Source organism: Bradyrhizobium viridifuturi (genome assembly GCF_001238275.1).
In the GTDB taxonomy this organism is placed as follows: domain Bacteria; phylum Pseudomonadota; class Alphaproteobacteria; order Rhizobiales; family Xanthobacteraceae; genus Bradyrhizobium; species Bradyrhizobium viridifuturi.
The window spans coordinates 93784-114806 of record NZ_LGTB01000016.1 but is presented as its reverse complement, the minus strand read 5'-3'; the positions used below and the strand labels follow the sequence as shown (position 1 = coordinate 114806).

At 66.1% G+C, this 21023-nt stretch carries 14 protein-coding genes and 1 pseudogene; 5 read left to right on the top strand and 10 right to left on the bottom strand.

The window, feature by feature from the left end; translation table 11 throughout:
- Nucleotides 1-7 precede the first annotated feature (7 nt).
- Both ALC15_RS16580 and ALC15_RS16575 read left to right on the top strand, forming a co-directional pair.
- On the top strand, nucleotides 8-1153 hold the full coding sequence (locus tag ALC15_RS16580) for an acyl-CoA dehydrogenase family protein (RefSeq protein WP_050628160.1): 1146 nt from the start codon (nucleotides 8-10) through the stop codon (nucleotides 1151-1153).
- Between the two features lie 12 nt (nucleotides 1154-1165).
- Nucleotides 1166-2362: an acyl-CoA dehydrogenase family protein gene (locus tag ALC15_RS16575; protein WP_050628159.1), complete on the top strand. Its 1197-nt coding sequence runs from the start codon at nucleotides 1166-1168 to the stop codon at nucleotides 2360-2362.
- Between the two features lie 126 nt (nucleotides 2363-2488).
- Here ALC15_RS16575 and ALC15_RS16570 read toward each other — a convergent pair.
- From ALC15_RS16570 to ALC15_RS16545, 6 genes and pseudogenes are all read right to left on the bottom strand, one after another.
- Nucleotides 2489-4812, bottom strand: a pseudogene (locus tag ALC15_RS16570) (xanthine dehydrogenase family protein molybdopterin-binding subunit).
- Between the two features lie 168 nt (nucleotides 4813-4980).
- A complete protein-coding gene (locus tag ALC15_RS16565) occupies nucleotides 4981-5856 on the bottom strand; it encodes a dihydrodipicolinate synthase family protein (RefSeq protein ID WP_050628158.1) in 876 nt (291 codons plus the stop codon).
- Nucleotides 5849-6805: an NAD-dependent epimerase/dehydratase family protein gene (locus ALC15_RS16560; RefSeq protein ID WP_050628157.1), complete on the bottom strand. Its 957-nt coding sequence runs from the start codon at nucleotides 6803-6805 to the stop codon at nucleotides 5849-5851. Before ALC15_RS16560 ends, ALC15_RS16565 begins: the two co-directional genes overlap by 8 nt.
- 23 nt (nucleotides 6806-6828) lie before the next feature.
- The gene (gene pgm / locus ALC15_RS16555; protein WP_050628156.1) at nucleotides 6829-8490 is read right to left on the bottom strand and encodes a phosphoglucomutase (alpha-D-glucose-1,6-bisphosphate-dependent); all 1662 of its coding nucleotides are present in this window, start codon (nucleotides 8488-8490) and stop codon (nucleotides 6829-6831) included.
- Between the two features lie 103 nt (nucleotides 8491-8593).
- Complete coding sequence (locus ALC15_RS16550; protein WP_050628155.1) at nucleotides 8594-10246, bottom strand: acetolactate synthase large subunit; 1653 nt, start codon at nucleotides 10244-10246, stop codon at nucleotides 8594-8596.
- A 78-nt stretch (nucleotides 10247-10324) separates the two neighbouring features.
- On the bottom strand, nucleotides 10325-12991 hold the full coding sequence (locus ALC15_RS16545; RefSeq protein WP_050628154.1) for a M1 family metallopeptidase: 2667 nt from the start codon (nucleotides 12989-12991) through the stop codon (nucleotides 10325-10327).
- Between the two features lie 248 nt (nucleotides 12992-13239).
- Here ALC15_RS16545 and ALC15_RS16540 point away from each other — a divergent pair, with 248 nt between their 5' ends.
- Nucleotides 13240-14694: a GH1 family beta-glucosidase gene (locus ALC15_RS16540; protein ID WP_050628203.1), complete on the top strand. Its 1455-nt coding sequence runs from the start codon at nucleotides 13240-13242 to the stop codon at nucleotides 14692-14694.
- Nucleotide 14695: 1 nt separating this feature from the next.
- Here ALC15_RS16540 and ALC15_RS16535 read toward each other — a convergent pair whose 3' ends face one another.
- Nucleotides 14696-15763, bottom strand: coding sequence for a maleylacetate reductase (locus ALC15_RS16535; protein ID WP_094193922.1), 1068 nt, complete (start codon nucleotides 15761-15763; stop codon nucleotides 14696-14698).
- Nucleotides 15764-15782: 19 nt separating this feature from the next.
- A complete protein-coding gene (locus ALC15_RS16530) occupies nucleotides 15783-16763 on the bottom strand; it encodes a helix-turn-helix domain-containing protein (RefSeq protein WP_050628153.1) in 981 nt (326 codons plus the stop codon).
- A gap of 152 nt (nucleotides 16764-16915) precedes the next feature.
- Here ALC15_RS16530 and ALC15_RS16525 point away from each other — a divergent pair, with 152 nt between their 5' ends.
- Nucleotides 16916-17641, top strand: coding sequence for an alpha/beta hydrolase (locus tag ALC15_RS16525; RefSeq protein WP_050628152.1), 726 nt, complete (start codon nucleotides 16916-16918; stop codon nucleotides 17639-17641).
- Here ALC15_RS16525 and ALC15_RS16520 read toward each other — a convergent pair.
- On the bottom strand, nucleotides 17638-19131 hold the full coding sequence (locus ALC15_RS16520; RefSeq protein ID WP_050628151.1) for a flavin-containing monooxygenase: 1494 nt from the start codon (nucleotides 19129-19131) through the stop codon (nucleotides 17638-17640). The two genes, ALC15_RS16525 and ALC15_RS16520, sit on opposite strands and share 4 nt — an antisense overlap.
- A 118-nt stretch (nucleotides 19132-19249) precedes the next feature.
- Nucleotides 19250-19699, bottom strand: coding sequence for a cupin domain-containing protein (locus ALC15_RS16515; protein ID WP_050628150.1), 450 nt, complete (start codon nucleotides 19697-19699; stop codon nucleotides 19250-19252).
- Nucleotides 19700-19961: 262 nt separating this feature from the next.
- Here ALC15_RS16515 and ALC15_RS16510 point away from each other — a divergent pair, with 262 nt between their 5' ends.
- Entirely contained in the window at nucleotides 19962-20990 is a 1029-nt protein-coding gene (locus ALC15_RS16510) for an AraC family transcriptional regulator (protein WP_050628149.1), read from the top strand.
- Nucleotides 20991-21023: the final 33 nt, after the last annotated feature.

The window sequence follows — 21023 nt, the reverse complement described above, 5'->3', positions numbered from 1 at the left end:
AAGCCAGATGGACCTCACCCTCAGCGACGAGCAGCGCCTGCTGCGCGAAAGTGTCGACCGCTTCGTAGCGGAAACCTTTACTGCCGATCATCGCAAGAAAACGGCGAACGATCCGCTGGGCTATTCGCCTGACATCTGGAAGCAATTCGCCGAGCTCGGCTGGCTGGCGTTGCCGATCGCCGAGGCCCATGGCGGGCTCGGCGGCGGCGCGATCGAGATCGGGTTGCTGATGGAAGCGTTCGGCCGTGGCCTCGTGTCCGAGCCGTTCCTTTCCACGGTCGTGATCGGCGCCGCGCTGGTCGCCGAATGCGGCACCGAGGCGCAGCAGCAGGCGATCCTGCCCAGGATCGCCGAGGGCGCGCTCACGCTCGCCTTCGCACATTCGGAACGCGCTGCGCGCTTCGACCTCGCCCATGTCGACACCACCGCCACCAAGACCGCCAACGGCTGGCGGCTGAGTGGCAGCAAGATCGCCGTGCTCGACGGCGCGGCCGTGAGCCAGCTCATCGTCTCCGCCCGCATCGCCAACGCCAATGGCGCATCCGGCAAGCTTGGCCTGTTCCTGGTGCCGGGGGGAACGGCGGGTCTCACTTTGCGCGACTACGCGCGGCTTGGTGGCGGGCGCGGCTGCAATCTCGATCTCAGGGATGTGCAGCTGCCTGCCGACGCGTTGCTCGGCGATGGCGGCGATGCACTGCCCGCGATCGAAACCGTGGTCGACCGCGCGATGGCCGCGCTCGGCGCGGAGGCGGTCGGCATCATGCAGACGCTGCTCGACACCACGCTCGAATACACCAAGATCCGCAAACAGTTCGGCCGGCCGCTGTCGGCCAACCAGGTGATCCGCCATCGCCTCGCCGACGTCGCGATGCAGGTCGACGAGGCGCGGTCGATGGCGCTGCGCGCGGCGCTGATGGCCAATGCCGAGCCGGTGGCGCGCAGCCGTGCCGCCTCTGGCGCCAAGGCGAAAATCGGCAAATGCGCGCGCTTCGTCGCCGAGCAGGCGGTGCAGCTGCACGGTGCCATGGGCGTCACCGAGGAGCTCGACATCGGCGCCTATTTCAAGCGGCTGCTCGCCTTCGACACGCTGTTCGGCGGCAGCGCCCATCATTATCGCCGCCACGCCGCGCTGAGCGGCCGCGTCCACGCGTAACGGAGAGCGCACATGGATCTCACCTTCAGCGCCGAAGAGCGCGCCTTCGAGCGGGAAGTCCGCGACTATATCTCCGAGACCCTGACGCCGGAGATGAAGCGCGCCACCGCGCTGACGCCCTCGGTTTTCTCCGACCCCGACATCGGCATGGCCTGGCAACGCGCGTTGCACAGCAAGGGCTGGGGCGCGCCGGGCTGGCCGGTCGAACATGGCGGGCCGGACTGGACGCCGGCGCAGCGCTGGATCTTCGAGGCCGAATGCGCCCGCGCCGGCGTGCCCAATGTCAACGTGATGGGCGTCAAGATGGTCGGCCCCGTCATCATCGGCTTCGGCTCGCCCGAGCAGCAGAATTTCTACCTGCCGCGGATTCTGTCCGGCGAAGACTATTGGTGCCAGGGCTATTCCGAGCCAGGCTCGGGCTCCGACCTCTCCTCGCTGAAGACTCGCGCGGTGCGCGACGGCGACGACTACATCATCAACGGCACCAAGATCTGGACCACGCATGCGCATCACGCCAACCGCATGTTCGCGCTGGTGCGCACCAGCGACGGCGAGCGGCAGCAGGACGGCATCAGTTTTATTCTCATCGACATGAAGACGCCGGGCATCACGACAAGGCCAATTCTGACGATTGGCGGCGATCATGAAGTCAACCAGGTGTTCTTCGACGACGTTCGGGTGCCCGTCGCCAATCGCGTCGGCGAGGAAGGCAAGGGCTGGACTTACGGCAAGTACCTGCTCGAATTCGAACGCGGCTCCGGCATCGCCTCAGCAAAATTGCGCGAGGCGCTGAAGACGATCACCGATCTCGCAGGCTCCGAGGTTACCGGCCGCGCCATCGAGGACCCCGACATCGCGATGCGGATGTCGGAGGTCGAGGTCGACATCGACGCGCTCGAGATGACCGAACTGCGGGTGCTGTCGGCGCTGCAGACCGGGCAGAATCCCGGCGCGGTGTCATCGCTGATCAAGCTCCGCGTCAGTGAGATCCGCCAGGCAGTAACGCGGCTCGGCGTCGACGTGATCGGCCAGGACGGCCTTGCGGTCGAGCCGGCGCGGCCGTTCTACCGGCTCAACCACGAGCCGGCGATTCCGGAAGAGCTGCTGCCGGTGGTGCCGGAATATCTCAACGGCCGCGCGTACACGATCTTCGGCGGCTCGTCGGAGATCCAACGGGACATCATCGCGAAGATGGTGCTGGGGTTGTAGCTCTCGTCATTCCGGGGCGCGCGCAGCACGAACCCGGAATCCATTTCGCCACGGAACATGCTGCCCGATGGATTCCGGGCTCATCGCTTCGCGATGCCCCGGAATGACGGGTGGAGGGAGCGAGGGCTACGCCCCCGCCTTGGCGTCCTGGATCGCCTGCCAGATCTTCACCGGCGTCAACGGCGTATTCAGCTGGGTGATGCCGACCTCGCTCAGCGCATCCATCACGCCGTTGGTGATGCAGGGCGGCCCGCCGATCGCGCCGGACTCGCCGCAGCCCTTGGCGCCCAGCGGATTGGTCTTGCACGGCGCGGAGGGATCGAGCGTCACTGACATCGGCGGAATGTCCGAAGCGCGCGGGATGCAATAGTCCTGATAGCTCGCGGTCAGCAGCTGGCCTTCCTCGCTGTAGGCGACGCCCTCGTAGAGCGCCTGGCCGATGCCCTGAACGACGCCGCCATGCACCTGCCCGGTCACCAGCATCGGATTGACGGCGACGCCGACGTCATCGACCGTGGTATAGCGCACCACGCGCGTGACGCCGGTCTCCGGATCGATCTCGACCTCGCAGATATGGGTGCCGTTCGGCCAGCTCGGCCCGTCGACATTGCCCTCGCTCTCAACCGAGAGCTTGGCGCCTTTTTCCTTGGCTGCGATCTCGAACAGGCTGATGCGCTTGTCGGTGCCGACCACGGTGAGGAAGCCGTCACGATACTCGATATCCTCGACGGAGGCTTCCAGCAGATTGGAGGCCTTGTCGCGCGCCTTGTTGATCATGTCGTTGCTGGAGACCGCAACCGCGGTGCCGCCGACGAACAGCGAGCGCGAGCCGACGCTGCCGAAGCCGGTAGCAAGATCGGTGTCGCCCTGGATCACGTCGATCTTGTCCATGCCGATGCCGAGCGTATCGGCGATCATCTGGCTGTAGGTGGTGGCGAGGCCCTGCCCCATCGCCATGGTGCCGGAATGCAGGACGATACGGCCTTCGGCGGTCGCATGCAGCGAGACGTTCTCGGTATGGGCACGGCCACCGGTCCACTCGATGTAGCTGGTCAGGCCGCGGCCGTAGAGCAGGCCCTTCTTCTTGGCCGCCTTCTTGCGCGCGGCAAAGCCGTTCCAGTCGGCGAGATCGGACGCGCGCTCCAGCATGTGAGCGAAGGCGCCGGAGTCGTACACCTGCCCGACCGCATTGGTGTAGGGCAACTGCGCCGGCTTGATGTAATTGACCTTGCGGATGGTGCGCGGATCCATGCCGATCTGGCGCGCGGCGGCGTCGAACAGCCGCTCGACGATGAACACCGCCTCGGGCCTGCCCGCGCCACGATAGGCACCGACCGGCGCGGTATGGGTCATTACCGACTTCACCTCGAAATGCACCAACGGCAGATCGTAGACGCCGGTCTGCACGAACGGGCCGAGCACCAGCGGAATGATGTTGGCGGTGCCCGACGAGTACGCGCCGGTGCCGCCGATCGAGCGCACCCGATAGGCCAGCACGCGGCCCTTGGCGTCGAGCGCGAACTCGCCGGTCGAAGTGAGGTCGCGGCCGTGGGTGCCACCGACGAACTCGTCGGTACGATCGCCGCGCCAGCGGATCTTGTCGTTCAGCTTGGTCGCGGCATAGGCGACGATGCCGTCTTCGGGATACAGGCTCGTCTTCTGGCCGAAACCGCCGCCGATGTCGCCGACCAGCACGCGCACGCTGTCCTTCGGCCGCTTCAGGATCGATTCCGCCAGCAGGTCGCGGGTCGAGCCCGGGGTCTGCGACTGCACATGCAGAATGAGCCGGCCGGTCTTCTTCTCGATCTCGGCAATGGTCGAGCGCGGCTCCATCGCCGACGGCACCAGGCGCTGGCTGACCAGGTCGAGCGACACCTTGTGCGCGGCGCTTGCAAATGCTTCCTCGACCTTGGCGGCATCGCCATAGCTCATCGCGGCCACGATGTTGTCGGGCGCCTCCGGCCAGACCGCCGGCGCGCCGGGCTTGATCGCCTCGACCGGATCGACCACCGAAGGCAGCACCTCGTAATCGATCTCGATCGCTTCCGCCGCGGTCTGCGCCAACGTCCGCGAGGTCGCCACAACAGCAGCAACACCCTCGCCGGCATAGCGCACCACCTCATGCGCCAGCAGGCGCCGCGGCGGCACGGTCATCGGCGAGCCGTCGGGGCGCTTGAAGATCGCGAGCGTCGGCAAGGTGCCGATATCGTCCTTGACGAGGTCGCGCCGGTATAGACCGCCTTGACGCCGGGCATCTCCAGCGCCGCCTTGGCGTCGATCGACTTGATGTTGGCGTGGGCATGCGGCGAGCGCAGCACGTGCAGCCAGAGCGCACCGTCCTGCGGCTTGTCGTCGATGAAATGCCCCTTCCCGGTGACCAGCCGCTGGTCTTCCAGACGCTTGACAGGCTGGCCCGCACCAAAACGCATATTCCCGGGAAGAATGTTCATCGAAGGGTCCTTGAGTTCGAAAATTTCGGCGGGTTTTAACGGATTTTCGGCGCGAGACAACACGCGTCCACCGTCATTCTCGGTGCGCAATTGCGCACCTGGGGGCGCGCCTTGGCGCGAGCCCGGAATGACGAAGTGGTGAGAACCTATGCAACGCGCAAGCCAGTTTCAGGCAAGATCGCGCAACGCGGCCTCGACCACCTTGCGCTGCTCGGCCGTCAGCGGCGCCTGCGGCGGCACGGGGTCGCCGACATCGTAGCCCTGGCTCGCCAGCCCGGCCTTGATGCAGGCGGCGAGGTTGAAACGGGCGAACGCCTCGTTGATGCGCCAGAGCTTGCGCTGCAGGACCATCGCTTCGTCCCAGCGGGCGCGGCGGCAGAGATTGTAGAGCTCGACGCTCTGCCGCGGGATGATGCAGGCCGGGCCTGCCATCCAGCCGTGGCCGCCGATCAGCATCACTGCCGCCGGGATATGGGCGGACGCCGAGAACACTTTCAGGCTGTCGCCGCAGCGGTTCATGATCGACAGCAGCCGGCCGGTATTGGTCGAGGCATCCTTGATGTAGCCGATCCGCGGATGCTCGGCGAGGCGCGCGATGACGTCGAGGGTGAGGTCGGAACGCTGGAAATTCGGGTTGGTGTAGATCACGACGGGAATATCGACCGCGTCGGCGATGGCGCGGAAATAGGCTTCCACCTGCGCATCACTGAGCGGAAAATACGCCTCCAGGATCGCGAGAATGCCGGCGGCACCGCGCTTCTGATAGGCCTTGGCCTGGGCCACCGCATCGGCCGTCGAGGTCGAGGCGACGCCGGCAACCACAGGCACGCGGCCCTGCGCGGCCTCGATCGTGGTCGCCACCACCTGCATGCGCTGCGCATTGTTGAGATAGGCGAACTCGCCGGTCGAGCCGAGCGGCGTCAGCCCATGGACGCCGGCCTTGATCAGATCGTCGCAGAGCCGGCCGAGCACCTCGGTGCGGACATGGCCGGCGGGATCGACCGGGGACACCAGATATGGGAAGACGCCGTGGAAATCAGCCATTTGCGAGCCTCGTTGACGGCGAGACATAATCGGGATCGTGCGCAAAGGGAAGCGGCTCGCCGCTGCGCAGGGCGCCGAGCACCGCTGCAAAGTCGGTTACCGCGCGGAAACCGAGCAGCCGTTCGGCCTTGCCCGCGTCGTAGATGCGGCCGATCGATTTCGGCAGCTGCCAACCCTGCCGCGCGAACAGCGCCGGCGCATCGGGGAAGTAGCGCGCGATCACGCCAGCCGCGTTCGCCTTCAGGTCAGCCACATCGCTGCGCGTAAACGGCGTCGGCGCACTGATCACGAACACCTCGAAGCCACGGATTTTCTCCAGCGCCACGACATGGGCGTCGGCAGCATCCTCGACCGTGAGGCGGCGGTACAGCAGCTCGGTCGCCTTCAGGTTCTCGCCATGAATGTCAACGATCGTGTCATCGTCCTCGGGGAAGAAGCGGCTGGTGCGCAGCACGGCGCAATTGAGGCCATGCTCGCGGCTGTAGAGCCGGCACAGGCCTTCGGCGGTGAGTTTCGTCACTCCGTAGATGTTGCGCGGCTCGAGCGATCCCGTGGTCTCGTCGAGCCACACCGCGGCATGGCCTTCCTCGTCGCGGATCGCCTGGGAGATCATCAGCGAGGTCGTCGAGGTGAACACGAAGCGATCATGGCCGGCGGCCACGGCGGCTTGCAGCAGGTTGAGCGTGCCTGACACGTTGACATCGACGAAGGCCTGCGGCCCGAACCGCGCGATGTCAGGCTTGTGCAGCGCGCCGCCATGGATCACGGCCTCGATCCCATGATCGGCGAACACCCGATCGACCACCGAGTGTTCGGCCACCGAGCCGACCGCATCGGTCGCCTCACCCGGGACCACGTCGAGGCCGACCACATCATGGCCGGCCTGTCGAAGCCGCGGCGCAAGGAAGCGGCCGAGCCAGCCCGAGGAGCCGGTCAACAATACACGCATGACTTCCGCCCGGCCCCGCGCCTTCAGAACACCTTGGCGATCGCGGCCTGCGCATCGCCCTGGATCTTTTTCAGATGATCCGGCCCGCGGAAGCTCTCGGCGTAGATCTTGTAGACATCCTCGGTGCCGGAGGGACGCGCGGCGAACCAGCCGGCGTCGCTCTCGACCTTGATGCCGCCGAACGGTTGATCGTTGCCTGGCGCCTTGGTACGGACGGCGCGCACCGCATCGCCGGCGAGCTCGGTCATGTTGAGTTGCTCGGGCCCGAGCGCCTTCAACGCGTTCTTCTGCTTCGGCGTCGCCGCGACGTCAATGCGCTCGTAATAGGGCACGCCGAGCTCTGCGGTGAGTTCATTGAACAATTCACTGGGATCGCGGCCGGTCTTGGCGATGATCTCCGCCGCCAGAAGGCCGAGGATGATGCCGTCCTTGTCGGTGGTCCATACCGTGCCGTCGCGCTTCAGGAACGACGCGCCGGCGCTCTCCTCGCCGGCGAAGCCGAAGCCGCCGCTGCCGAGCCCGTCGACGAACCATTTGAAGCCAACCGGCGTCTCGACCAGTTTGCGGCCCAGCTTCTTGGCGACGCGATCGATGATCGAACTCGACACGATGGTCTTGCCGATCGCGGCGTCCTTGCTCCATTGTGGCCGGTGCGCGAACAGATAGGCGATCGCGGTGGCGAGGAAATGGTTCGGGTTCATCAGCCCGTTCGAACGCGTCACGATGCCGTGGCGGTCTGCGTCGGTGTCGTTGGCAAAGGCAACGTCGAAGCGGTCGCGCATCCCGATCAGGCTGGCCATCGCAAAAGGAGACGAGCAGTCCATCCGGATCTTGCCGTCCCAGTCGGCGGTCATGAAACGGAAGGTCGGATCGACCGCATTGTTGACGACTGACGCGTTGATGCCGTAGCGCGCGATGATCGGCTGCCAGTAATGCACCGCCGCGCCGCCGAGCGGATCGATCCCGATCTTGACGCCGGCCGACTTGATCAGCGCGAGATCGACGGTGTTGCCGAGATCGGCGACGTAAGGCGTGATGAAGTCGTGCAGATGCGTGGTCGCGGCCTTGCGCGCGCGGTCATACGGCATCCGCGCGACGCCCTTGAGCCCGGCCTCGATGTAACGGTTGGCGTTCTTCTCCACCACGCCGGTGACGTCGGTGTCGGCCGGGCCGCCATGCGGCGGATTATATTTGTAGCCGCCGTCCTCCGGCGGGTTATGCGACGGCGTGATGACGACGCCGTCGGCCAGGCCCGTGCTGCGGCCCTTGTTGTAACTCAGGATGGCATGCGAGATCACCGGCGTCGGGGTGTACCCGCCCTGTGCATCGATCATGATCTCGACGCCGTTCGCCGCGAACACCTCGACAGCGCTGGCCAGCGCCGGCTCGGCCAGCGCATGGGTATCGATGCCGATGAACAGCGGCCCGGTCAGGCCCTTCTCGCGGCGGTAATCGCAGATCGCCTGCGTGGTGGCGAGGATGTGGTCCTCGTTGAAGGAGTTCTTCAGCGACGAGCCGCGATGGCCGGAGGTGCCGAAGGCAACCCGCTGGGTCGGATCGCTGGGGTCGGGCTTGCCGGCGAAATACGCCGTGACCAGCCGCGGCACATTGGCGAGCGCTGAGGGATCGATGGGTTTGCCGGCGGCGGGATTTGGTGCAGTCACGTGACCTCTCAGATCTGGCATCGCCGACCATCAGCACAACGGGTGATGTTGCGGCGTGCTACCATGGCGGCTTACGTTCAATCAAGCCGAGGGCTTTTCGTTCCTTGCGGTCAGCGGCAATCCGCTATTCGACGTCGATCTGCTGCACCTTCTCTCGCAGCTCGTCGACCAGCACCCGCTTGTTCTCGGTATAGTCGATCGGCACCACGACGAGGTGCACGCCGCCGCCGGAGAACGCCCGCTCGAGGGTCGGGACGATCGCCTCCGTGCTCTCGATCCGTGAACCCTTGGCGCCGTAGCTCTCGGCATATTTGACGAAATCCGGATTGCCGAAGGTGAGGCCGAAATCCGGGAAATTGTCGACGGCCTGCTTCCAGCGGATCATGCCGTAGGCGGAGTCCTCCAGGATCAGGATCACCAGATTGAGCTTGAGGCGGACCGCCGTCTCGAGCTCCTGCGAATTCATCATGAAGCCACCGTCGCCGCACACTGCGAGCACGCGGTTCTTCGGATACAGCATCGCCGCCATCATCGCCGACGGCAGGCCGGCGCCCATGGTCGCCAGCGCGTTGTCGAGCAGCAGCGAGTTCGCCAACAGCGTGCGGTAGTTGCGCGCGAACCAGATCTTGTACATGCCGTTGTCGAGTGCGACGATCCCGTCGTCCGGGATCACCTGCCGCACATCGTGCACGATGCGCTGCGGCGTCGGCGGCCAGCGGCCCTCGGTGGCGCGGTCGGTGATCTTGGCCAAGATGCTCTCGCGCAGGCTGAGCAGCGCGCTGGCATGCGGCAGCTTGCCCTCGAGCCGGTCGGCCAGCAATTCGAGGCTCGGGCCGACATCGCCGATCACCTCGCATTGCGGGAAATAGACCTGTTCGACATTGGCCGGCATGTAGCTGACATGGACCACCTGCGGGCCCTTCGGCCCCATGATGAAGGGCGGTTTCTCGATCGTGTCGTGACCGATCGCAATGATCAGGTCGGCGCGGTCGATCGCCTCATGCACATAGTCGCGCTCGCTCAGCGCGGCGGTCCCCATGTATTGATTGGTGCCTCCGGACACCGTGCCCTTGCCCATCTGGGTGGTGAAGAACGGGATCTTCGTTCGTCGCACGAAGTCGCCGATGCCCGCGGTCGAGCGCGGGCGCGATGCCGCAGCACCGAGCATGATCAGCGGACGCTGCGCCTTCAGGATCATGTCGGCGGCGCGGTCGAGCGCGGCCGCGTGCGCGATCGGAATTTCGATCGGATGCGGATGTACCAGCTCGACCGGCGCGGTTTCTTCGCCTGCAATGTCCTCCGGCAGTTCGAGCAGCACCGGACCCGGCCGTTCCTGGGTCGCGATCCGGAAGGCGTCACGGACCAGCGTCGGAATCGTCGCGCCGCTAACGATCTGCAGCGACAGCTTGGTCAGCGGCCGGAAGGTGTTGACGATGTCGACGATCTGGAACTTGGCCTGCCGGCTGCTCAGAATGCCCTTCTGCCCGGTGAGCATCACCATCGGCATCGCGCCGAGCAGCGCATAGGCCGCGCCGGTGGTCAGGTTGAGCGCGCCGGGGCCGAGCGTTGTGATGCAGACGCCCGGCTTTCCGGTCAGCCGGCCGTAGGTCGCCGCCATGAAGGCAGCCGCCTGCTCGTGGCGCGTCACGATCAGCTTGATCGAGGATTTGCGCAGGCTCTCGACGACGTCGAGGTTCTCCTCGCCGGGAACGCCGAACACCCGCTCCACGCCCTCGTTCTCGAGGGCCGCGACCAGCAAATCGGAACCTTTGACCATCTCAGCCTCACATCGTTGATTGCATGCCGCCCACGGAGCATAGCCGCATCGAGCGCCGCCGGAAACTCCCTCGCGATCTCACGGCTTGCGCGCCCTGATCCATGCATCGGCGGCAGGGAGCACGCGCTGGGAGAGATCGGCCGAGATCGCGATCGCCTGCAAGGCGCGCGCCACCATCACCCGGCCGCCGCTGGTCGATTGCGACGGGGCAAAAGCGGCAAGCTCCGCAGCATGGGCCTGATCGGTAAAATTGGTCATGACATTCGGCACGAACTGGTCGCGGAAGTTCGGCCCCTGCTTGGCGAGCAGCGCGTCGAAATTGGCCTGGACGAAGTCCCAGGCGAGTTGCGGCTGCTCGCCCGCGGACGCAACCGCGTTGATCATCCCGGTGACGATCGTGTCCGGCAATTCGTTGGTCAGCGTCAACGCTAGCGTTGCGCGCGCCAGTTCGGCGTCGCGGGCGCCGGCGGCGGCGAAGTAATAGCGCAGCCGCTCATTGGTGACCGTGCTGTTGCGCGCCAGCGTCAGCAGCCTGTCGTAGGTCGTCCGATCGGCGGTGATGCCGACGACATGGGTGACCGCATCGCGCAGCGTGGTCGGAAGCGCGCTGGGATCGTCGAGGAACGCCGCGAAGCGCCGCTTCGCCTCGGCCACCACGGAGGTATCACCGAGGTCGCCCAGCGCCGAGATCAGGCTTGCGCGCAACAGCGCGGTGTCATCGTCGCCCGAGCCGCTGCCATCCCATCCGATCCGATCGAACACCGGGCGCAGATTCGCCCGGGCATAAGCCTGGATCACCGGCCGCTCGGCGCGGTCGCGCGACAGGCGGTTGAGCGTGAGAAGTGTCGAGATCACCTGGTCCCACACCGCGCGATGATCGCCGGCATCGAGCGCGTCGAGCAGCGCGAGGTAGGACGGCGGCTCGGCACGGCCCGCCTGCACCAGCGCCCAGCTGTCGGTGACGACGTTGAGCCGGTCCTCGACCTGCATTTGCGGGAAAGCGTTCAGCAATGCCCCGCGGTTCTTCAGGCCGTATTCGACCCTGTAGTAGCCGACGTCGCCGAGATTGACCTTGATCGCATCGCCGCAGGCGCCGGCCGGAATATCGGCGCTGCCCTGCAGCAGGATCTCGTCAAAGGCCTTGCCGTGCGCCGGTCCTGCGGCAATAGGAATTTGCCAGCTGTGGGCCGGCAGTGGCGGATCGTTGGCCGGCGCGATCACGAAGCGGTCCTGCCGCAGGGTCAGCCGCTGCACGCCGCCATCGCAGATCGTCTCGGCCACGACCAGCGGAACACCGTCCTGCTCGGTGAACGAGGCGGCGATGCCGGTGATCGGTTTACCGCCGGATTGTTCGAGCGCCTGCCAGAGATCGGCTGTGGTGGAATTGCTGTAGGCGTGCGCGGCCATGTATTTGCGGATGCCGTCGCGGAACGGCTGCTCGCCGAGATAATTCTCCAGCATCCGGATCAGCGCCTGCCCCTTGTTGTAGGTGATGGCATCGAACGCCGTGACCGCCTCGCTGTGATCGGCGATCGGCTGCTGCACCGGATGCGAGGTGCGGCGCGCATCGAGCGCCATCGCGAACTGCTTGGCGCCATAGCCGTTCAGCCAGCTCTGCCATTGCGGATAGAATTGCTCCGAAGCCTTGGTCGCCATCCAGCTGGCAAAGCCTTCGTTGAGCCAGAGATTGTCCCACCACGCCATGGTGACGAGATCGCCGAACCACATATGCGCCATCTCGTGCGCGATGATGCCGAAGATGCCGCGCTTGGCCGTCCCTGCATTCGTGGCGGGATCGAACAGCAGCCGGCTCTCGAAGAAGGTGATCGCGCCCCAATTCTCCATCGCGCCGCCGAACCCGCCGGGAACGGCGATCAAGTCGAGCTTCGGCAGCGGATATTTCACGCCGAAATAGTCGTTGTAGTAGCCGAGCAGCCTCACCGCGCTGTCGAGCGCAAATCGGCCCTTCCCGCTCTTGCCCGCCGTCGTCACCACGCCGACCGTGACGCCGCCGGCATCCGCCGTGACCCGTTCGAGTTCGCCGACCGTGAGCTCGAAGAGATAGGTCGACATTCTCGGCGTCGGTGCGAACGCGACCTTCTTCAGATCGCCGGCGACCGGCGCCTCGCTCGCGACGGGCATGTTGCCGACCGCGAGCAGGTTGCGCGGGATCACGACGGTCAACGCGAAGCTCGCCTTGAATGACGGCTCGTCCCAGCACGGGAAGATCCGCCGTGCATCCGCCGGCTCCAGCTTGCTGGAGATCAGCCGCTTGATCCCGGCAGGGGTCGGGTAATCGACCGAGAACAGGCCGGTGCCGAACCTGTTGATCTGCGCCGTGAAGGCGATGCGCAGTCTGTGCCGGCTGACGGCAAGCGGCTTGGCGAAGGTCAAGGTCGCGGTCTGCGCGGTGGCGTCGGTCGAAACCTCCGCGCGCTGCGCGCCATCATCGATCGTGACCTCGGCAAACGTCGTGCTGATCGCATTCAGCGTGAGCTGCGTGATGGCCTCGCGCACCTCGATGTCGACGGTCTCGATGCCCGGCAATGCGAGGCTGGCGAAGTCAGGCGTCAGCTCGATCGCATAACTCAGCGGGACAACCGTCTTCGGCAGCTTTCCGGGCGTGCTGTCGAACGAGAATGTCTGCTCGGCCTGTGCGCCTGCGACTGTGACGAGCAGCAAGCCGATCGCCGTGGCAAGACGACGCAGCAGCGCGATTCGAACATGGGTTGCAGGCTTGCTCATCGTGCGCGGCTCACGAGATCTCGGGATTTTCGGAGGTCATTCCGGAAGGACGTAGCAGGCAATCTAGTAGAGAAAATGTCGCCACAAAACTGACAACTCCGCGACATTGAGATCACAATGGGGCGCATCAATCGGTACGCCGTTCGCCACCGCGCTTCGGCCGCCCCGCCCTTGTTGCTCAACCGCGGGCTGGAAGGTTAACCTGCGGCCGGCATTCCAGCCGCAGCGTCCGTCGACGGGAGACAATGATGTTCGGTAAGTTCTCGCGCCGGCAGTTTGCGGGCCTTGCAGGCCTCTCGGCGCTCGGCCTGTCGGCCCCGGGACAGGCGGCGAACCACGCTCCACGGCCGAACGGCGCGAATTTTCCTCCGGGCTTCGTCTGGGGCACCGCGACCTCGTCCTACCAGGTCGAGGGCGCGGTCAATGAGGACGGCCGCGGCCCGTCGATCTGGGACACCTTCACCCACACATCGGGCAAGATCGAGGACGGCTCGACCGGTGATCGCGCCAACGACCATTATCATCGCTACAAGGGGGATGTCCGCCTCATCAAGGACCTCGGCGCCAAGGCGTATCGATTTTCAATCGCCTGGCCGCGGGTGTTTCCCGATGGCAGCGGCGCACCCAATCCGAAGGGCCTCGACTTCTACAACCGCCTGGTCGACGAACTGCTCGCAAACGGCATCGAGCCTTACGCCACGCTCTATCACTGGGACCTGCCGCAGGCGCTGCAGGACCGCGTCGGCGGCTGGCGCTCGCGCGACACCGCGAAGGCGTTCGGCGACTACGCCGGCTATGTGGCGCAGCGGTTGACCGGCCGGGTCAAGAACATCTTCACCCTCAACGAGGTCGGGCGCTTCCTGCCCTTCGGCTATGCGCTCGGCGTCGACGCGCCGGGGCTGACGCTGCCGCCGGCCGAGGTGAACCAGGCACGCCACCACGTCGCGCTGGCGCATGGGCTCGCGGTGCAGGCGATCCGCGCCAAGGGCCGCGCTGGCACACGGGTCGGACCGGCCGAGAACATCACCGCCTGCGTGCCCGCGTTCAACACGCCGGAGAACATTCGCGCCACCGAGATCGCGACGCGCGAGCTCAATGCCGGTTTCCTCGGCGTCCTCCTCGAAGGCAAGTACACAGAGGCCTTCCTGCAATATGCCGGTGCCGACGCGCCCAAATTCACCGCCGAGGATCTGAAGATCATCTCGCAGCCCAACGATTTCGTCGGGCTCAACATCTATGCGCCGCACTGCTATGTCCTCGCCACCGACAGCGCGCCCGGCTGGAAGCCGCTGCCGATGCCGGCCTCGTTCCCGCATATGAATTCCGATTGGCTGCGGATCGCGCCGGAGACGATCTACTGGGCGCCGCGGATTGCGGCCAAGCTGTGGAACATCAAGAGCATCTATATCAGCGAGAACGGCACCTCCGGCGAGGACAAGGTGGAGCCGGACGGGCAGATCTACGACCTCGACCGCATCATGTTCCTTCGCAACTACCTCGCCCAGCTGCAGCGCGCGACCGCCGACGGAGTCCCGGTCCACGGCTATTTCCTGTGGAGCCTGATGGACAATTTCGAATGGATCTTCGGCTATGCGAAGCGCTTCGGCCTCTATCGCGTGGATTTCGAGACCCAGGCGCGGGTGCCGAAACTGAGCGCCGCATTCTATCGCGACGTGATCGCGCGCAACGCGATCGGGGTGTGACCTATTCGGCCTGCGGCCGCGCGCCGGACCACGCCCGCCTGAGCAAATCGCGAATCCCGCTCTCCTCGATCGGCCGCGGATTCCAGTAGGGATTTTTGGTCGCCAGTGCAGCTGCCTTTGCGATGCCGTCCTCGGACATGCCGATCTCGGCAAGCGAGCGCGGCACGCCGAGTTTTACGGAGAGATCGAACAGGCCGTCGGCCGCGTCAGCCGCTCCAAGCGCCCGTGCGGCGCGGCCGATCGCGTCGCGTGCGGCCGGCGTGTTGTAGGCGATGGTGTGCGGCAACAGCACCGCATGGGTCTCGGCATGCGGCAGGTCGAACAGCGCGCCGACGGTGTGGCAGAGCTTGTGATGCAGCGCCATGCCGACGGTGCCGAGGCAGACCGCGCACAGCCATGCGCCATACAGCGCATCGGAGCGCGCGTCGAGATCGCGCGGCCGCGCGATCACCTCCGGCAGCGACGACGCGAGTTTTGCAATCGCCTCTTCCGCCATCAGCGAGGTGATCGGATTGCCGTCGCGTGCATAGAGCGCCTCCGCTGCATGCGCGATCGCATTGAGGCCCGAGATCGCGGAGAACTTCGCCGGCATCGAGAGCGTCAGGTTGACGTCGTAGATCACGGCCTCCGGCAATATCTTCGGCGATGACTGCGTGGTCTTGACGCCGTCCACGGTCTCGCCGAGCACCGGCGTCATCTCGGAGCCGGCATAGCTGGTCGGCACGATCAGCTGCGGCAGGTCGGTGCGCAGCGCGATCGCCTTGCTGAGGCCGGTCGCGGCGCCCGCGCCGATCGCAACCACACCGTCAGGCTTCAACTCGCGGACCAACTGCATGGCGCGTTCGGTGACCGCGACCGGCGTGTGCACGACCGCGCCGTCGAACACGCCAGCCATGCGGCCACCGGTCAAGCCTGCGAAATCGCCGAGCTCGGCCTGCTGCCGCCGGCTTGCCAGCACCAGCGCGCGCTTGATGCCGAGCCGGTCGAGCTCGTCGGCCAGCTGCGCGGCCGTGCCGGTCCCGAACACGACCCGCATCGGGCTGACTTGATAGGTGAATGATTGCGCCACGCGATTCCCAGAACGTTGATCAGCCGCGGCGCCAGTCGCGCGGCGTGCAGCCGAAGCGATGCCGGAACCGCCGGGTGAAATGCGACAGGTCGGAGAAGCCCCAGTCGAATGCGATGTCACCGATCGCGCGCCCGGCGATCGCGGGATCCCTGAGGTCTCGCGCCGCGCCGTCGAGGCGACGGTCCATCAAATGGCTGGCGAATGTGGTGCCGGCGCGCTCGAACAGCTTATGGACGTAGCGCTCGCTGATGCCGATCCCGGCCGCGATGGCGGCGACGCCGAGCCCGGGCTCGCGCAGCCTTCGGTCCACGGCACGGCGCAGCGCGAGCCACGTCGCATCCGCAAGACCCACGCTCTCGGCAACGCCTTCGCGACCGGAGCGCGACAGGCTGAGCGCGACGAGGTCGAGCAGCACGCTGAACAGCCGCGCGTTGTCTGCATCCGCGGCACGAAGCGCTGAGGTGTTCAGGACCTGCGCCGTCTCGGTGATGAGATGGCCGACGAAGGGATCATCGGACACCCGCGCCGGCGCGACATCTGCCGCCGACGGCAGCCGTTCATCCAGCGCCTCGGCCGGCACCAAGAACGATGCGACCTGCAGCACGGGGCCGCGGTCGTGCAGCAGCGAGAAGCGCTGCCCGCTGTCGAAAATCCCGACCTGTCCGGGCGACAGGCTGATCTCGCGCCCTGCCTGCTGGATGCGGCAGCGGCCGGCAAGCTTGAGATTGAGGTAGTAGCAGCGCCGGCTGGATGCGGCGATGTCGGCGGCCGAGCGCCGCACGACATGCTCCGGAAAATTGACCCGGTTGACCGCCCCGTCGCCGAGCCCGACGGTCTCGACCCGCGCGATGAAGCCCGGCGTCGCCGGCGGCTCCGGCGTCAGGTTCATGAAGGCCTGGCAGATCGCCTCGCGATAATAGGCGAACTGCTCGCCCGGCCTGGTGTCCGCGGTATTCCAGCTCAGCCTGCGCGAGCGATCCGCGGCGGCGATTTGCTGCATCAGTTCACTCCGAGCCCAATCCGGTTCGGTTACAGCCAAGCGCGTTCCGCGGGTCCAGGTCAATATCGATCAGGAAGCGCTTGAGCTTGCGCGTACCCGGGCCGTCCCGGACGCCGCAACCGATCTGACCAAAGCATGCAGGGAGGTACAACATGTCGACCTATGTTCTCGTCCATGGCGCCTGGCATACCGGCGCCGAATTCGAACCGGTTGCGGCGGCCATCCGCAAGGCCGGCCATGTCGTCCACACCCCGACCATCAGGGGTAACCGCCCCGGCGACAGGAAGGACTCCGGCCTCCCCGAGGCGATCCAGTCGATCGTGGATTATCTCGCCGAGCACGACCTCAAGGACGTCGTGCTGGTCGGCCACAGCTATGGCGGCATGGTGATCACGGGCGTCGCCGACGCCGCCGCCAGTCGCATCCGCCGGCTGGTGTATTGGAACGCCTTCGTGCCGAACAATGGCGAGTGCCTCAACGACATGGTGCCGCCGCACTATCGCGGCCTGTTCGACGCCATCCATGCCGAGCGCGGCGACGGCTCGGTGGTGCTGCCGTTCCCGATCTGGCGCGAGGCGTTCATCAACGACGCCGACCTCGAGACCGCGCAGCGCGCCTACGACAAGCTCAACCCGCACCCGCTGAAGACCTTCGAGGACAAGATCGTGCTGCGGACCAATCCGGCCGAGATGCCGATCGCGAAATCCTACGTCAACTGCACCGAGGACACCGCGATGCCGCACAGCCTACCTTGGCATCCGCGGCTGTCGGAGAAGCTCGGGCTGTTCCGCCTGGTCCAGGTGCCAGGCAGCCACGAGCTGTGCTTCTCCAATCCCGAGCGCCTGGCGCAAGCCTTCCTCGACGCCGGCCGCGATTAGGCGGCTGCCGTATACACAGGCGCGGTCGCCAGGAAGCGGGCATAGGCGTCCGCGTCCGGCGGCGTGAACTTTTCGACGAGCGGGTTGCGGCGCGAGGCCTTGGTGCCGATGTCCGCGAGCAGCTCGTCGAAATGCTTGAAGTGGTAGGGCGCGACGCACAGCCCGCCATAGACGCCCGCGGCCGGACGCTCCACGCGCTTGAAGTTCAGCATCATCGCGATGTTGTCGTGCATCTCGGCCGCGCTCGGCTGCCGCGCGAGCTGCCCGTCGGCATAGCGCACCAGCCAGTTCGCGGCGAGATCGGCGCACAGCACGGTGCAGAAGCTCGAATTGAAGCCGACGAAGCCCATGTCCGGCAGATCGGGATTGGCGATCAGCCGGTAGAGCCGGTACTGACCGTCGGGCTCGACCAGCTTCTTCTGATACTCCTCGGGCAGGAACGGCACACCGAGCTTGTAGCCGATCGCGAGCACGGCGACATCGGCCGCGACACGCTGGCCGCCGCTCATCACGATGGTCTTGCCGTCATAATGATCGAAGGTACCCAGCACCGCCTTGATCCGGCCATCGGCGACCATCGGGTAGAAGCCGGGGGTTGCGATCGGCACCGAGCAGTTGACGCCGTCCTCGATGCGCTCCTTCGGCACCATGCCACACTGCTTCAGCTTGAGCTGCATCTTCAGCATGCTCTCGAGCCCGCGCCAGTTCGCCCAGACGAACGGCTTGGCCACGACATGCGCGAGCCGCGCCATCGGCCCGATGCCCCAACTCGCGAACATCTGCTCCTGGGCGCGGATGTAGAGGATGCGTTTGAAGTTGACGAGGCCGCCGACGAAATAGGGGATCCGCCAGACCGGCTCGCGAAACACGATGGTGACTTCGCTGGCGCCGGAATTGACCGCGTTCACCGCGATGTCAGTCGCCGATTTGGAGCCGCCGAGCACGACCACCTTGCGGCCCTTGGCAAGACCGGGATCGCCGTATTGCGACGAATGCAGGATCTTGCCGCCCTGCGCCTTGAAGCCGTCCTCGCCGGGCAGCGGCAGCGACTGCGGCTCGTTGAATTGCCCGGTGCAGACCGCGACGAAGTCGAAATCCTCATGTCCGGTGGCGCCGTCGCTCGAGCGCAGCGCGAGCGTCCAGCCCGGCTTGCCGTCGGCGCGGCGCTTCATGCCCTCGACCCTGGTGTTGAACCGCATTGCGCCGTCGAGCCCATGGCTGCGGGCATAATCGCGCAGATAAGCATGGACCTGCGGCCCCTTCGGCCATTCCGGGTAGGACTCCGGCATCGCCTTGTCGGTGTAGCGATAGAGCTCCTTCGGGCTCTGGGTCTGCACGTCGGGATAGGAGCGCGCCGGCTCCCAGACCCCGCCGAGATCGCCGCTGCGCTCGATGATGGTCACCCGGTGGCCGCGTCCGGCGAAGGCCTTGCCGGCGGCGAGCCCGGAAATGCCGGCGCCGATGACGCACACATGCTTCTGCTTGACCATGAAACCGCTCCCAGATGAATGAACAGATGCAAATTTCGTCGGCGCGCACATCCCCGTCATCGCCGGAGTCAGCTCCGGCGATTGCCGCCTCGTGTGCGTCGTCTGTTTGGCAGCCGGCCTAGTCGTTGGCTTCCGGCGGCAGGAAGTCCACCTCGTGCTCGGCGGAAATACGCACCACCTCGACGGGGTCCTGCAGATTGTGCAGCTTCTCGAACAGCGCCTCGAGCTTCTGCATCGGCGACACCCAGAACAGCGCCCGCGCCGGCTTGTCCGACTTGTTGAAATAGCCGTGCGGAATGCCGCGCGGCATGCGCACGAGGTCGCCGGCCTTGGCCTGCACCCAGACGCCGTCGAGCTTGAGGTCGAGCACGCCCTCCTGCACCAGGATGAACTCGTCCTGGGTCGGATGGATGTGCACCGGCACGAACTGGCCGGGATCGCTGTTGGTCTCGAACGCGAAGGTCGAATCGGTCACCGCCTTCGGGTAGTAGACCTGGCCGAGGATATTCCAGGTCTTGCCGCCGTAGCCGGTGCCGGATCGGGTAATGCCTTTCTCGAGCGTGCCCATGTCAGCCTCTCCAGTTTTGATGTGCATTGCGGACACGGAGCCTGTCGCCAGCCGGTGGGGCTGTCTAGCCGATAAACGAATCCGCACCTGATACGATCATGCTGCATTGCGGGAGCATGGAGCCGGGTCGCGTCTGCCCAATGCCGCCGCATCGCCTGCGCTCAGATCGGGCAGGTTGCGCGACGAAACGGCGTTCCCCTTTGCCGGCGAATGGACTAGGCTGCACGATATTTTAGACCTCAAACAACTCCGGACGGCCGGCGTGACAGCTGTTGGCGACGAGGTTTCGGCAAGGGCAAATCCTGCGAGGGCAAGGCTGAAGGATTTCGCGCGCGTGGCGACGGCCCGCGTCGACGACGCGGCCGAAGCGATCGGCCGCATCTTCTGTCCGCACGATCTGACGCCGGTCGATCATTCCGAGCGCGATTTCTCCGCGCATCACAATTGCGCCGGGTTCGACGGGTTCTCGGTCAACTATGTCGCCTATGGCGGATCGGTCGCGATCAATCCGGGCTGCCTCGACCGCTTCTTCCTGCTGCAGATGCCGCTGTCCGGCTCGGCCACGGTGCGGACCGCCGCGCGCGAGCTCAGCACCGGGCCACAACACTGTGCTTCGCTGCTGTCGCCGACCATTCCGACCGAGATGACCTGGCGCGGCGACTGCGCCCAGCTCATCGTGCTGCTCGACCGCAAGCTGGTGGAGCATCGCGCCGCGGCGCTTGGCGGCGTGCCGGTGCGGCCGGTCGAGTTCGATCCGGCGGTCGAATTGAGCGGGCCGCTCGGACAGACGCTCTCGGCCAGGATCGAGCAGCTCGTGACGACCGCCGAGCAACTCGGGCCGCGCAAATCCCTGTCCGCGGTCGCGGCGGCCGATTGGCGCGAGCAGTTGCTCAACATCCTGCTCAACGGCCAGCGCAATAGCCTGAGCGCGGCGATCGATGTCTTCAACGGCCGCACCGAGGCGCAGCCGGCGGCACTGAAGCGCGTGCGGGCGTATCTGGAGACGCGCGCGACCGAGCCGCTGGATCTCGCCGAACTGGCGGAGATTGCCGGCACCGGCGTGCGCGCGCTGCAACTCGGCTTCCGCCGCCACTTCGGCACCACCGTCTCCGAGATGCTGCTCGACATCCGCCTCGCCCATCTCAACGCCCGTCTCAAGACGGCGCGGCCGGGCGAACGCATCGTCGACATTGCATTCGACCTCGGCTTTACCCATCTGAGCCGGATGGCGAGCGCCTACCGCGCGAAGTTCGGCGAGAGCCCGAAGGCGACCCTGCAGCGGCCGAGCTGAGCGGTGGTTCCGGGCGAGGCGTCCCTGCCCTGC